This window comes from Acidovorax sp. GW823-FHT02H02, assembly GCF_058797075.1.
Map to the genome: position 1 here is coordinate 1 of NZ_JBXAJH010000047.1, position 1,111 is coordinate 1,111.

Annotated in this window: 1 protein-coding gene; it reads right to left on the reverse strand. The window is 60.8% G+C overall.

The annotated features are described in order from the left end of the window. Window positions 1-13: 13 nt before the first annotated feature. A complete protein-coding gene (locus tag AC1RDS_RS20965) occupies window positions 14-1,060 on the reverse strand; it encodes an IS630 family transposase (protein ID WP_492227362.1) in 1,047 nt (348 codons plus the stop codon). Between the last annotated feature and the right edge of the window lie 51 nt (window positions 1,061-1,111).

Sequence of the window (1,111 nt, forward strand, 5' to 3'; positions counted from 1 at the left end):
CTAGTCCACTGAATCATTGAAATTGGTGATATCGACGCTGTGGGTTGTCGTACTTCCATTTGATCGGCTTGGGGTCTTTGTTGTATTCGCGGATGTAGCGCATGAGCTTCTTGTCCAAGTCCTTGACCGAGGTGAAGATGCCGCGGCTGATCACGTCGCGCTGGATGCGAGCGAACCAGTTCTCGACCTGGTTGAGCCAAGACGAATACGTGGGCGTGTAATGGATCTGGACATTCGTGTGCTTGCTCAGAAAGGCTCCCACAAGCTCGGTCTTGTGGCTGCTGACGTTGTCGCAGATGACGTGAATCTCGCGGTCCTGTGGTTGGCCGGCCACGACATCACTCAGGAAGCCGACGAACTGTTCGCTGGTGTGGCGCGCGGCGGTCATACCCAATACTTCGCCGGTGGCGGTGTTTAACGCGGCAAACAGGCTGAGGGTGCCGTTGCGCTTGTATTCGAAGCCGTGGCTTTCGGCTCGCCCGGGCGCCAGAGGCAGCATGCGGTCCTTGCGATCGAGCGCCTGGATAGCCGTTTTCTCGTCCACGCAGAACACTGCGGCGTGCGCCGGCGGATTCAGGTACAGGCCGATCACGTCCGCAGCCTTGGCCTCGAAGTCCGGGTCGTTGGAGACGAGGTGCCGCTGCAGGCGGTGCGGTTGCACACCGTGCTTGCGCCAGATGCGTTGCACGGTAGAGAACGAGACATCGCCCAGTTCTGCTGCAAGCTTGCGACTGCTCCAGTGCGTGGAGCCGTCCTTGGGCTTGTGTTTGAGCGTCTTGTTGAGCACGCGGGCCTCCAGCTTGGCCACCGGATGCACGGGCGCGCGACCCGGGTGCAGCGACACCAGCCCGGCCAGACCTTGAAGTTCGAACGCCTGCGTCCAGCGCGTGATGAACGCGTCGTTGCAGGCGAGCTTGGCCCGGATGTCAACCCGGCGCTCGCAGTCGGCCCACAGCAGCACGCAGCGCGCACGCCGCGCCAGCGCCGCGCTACCACTGCGCTTGCGGATCACCGCCTCCAATTGGCCGCGCTCGTCGTCTGTCAATAGCATTCTGTACATACCCTCCAATATGGAGCATATACAGCCAATTTCAATGATTCAATGGACTAG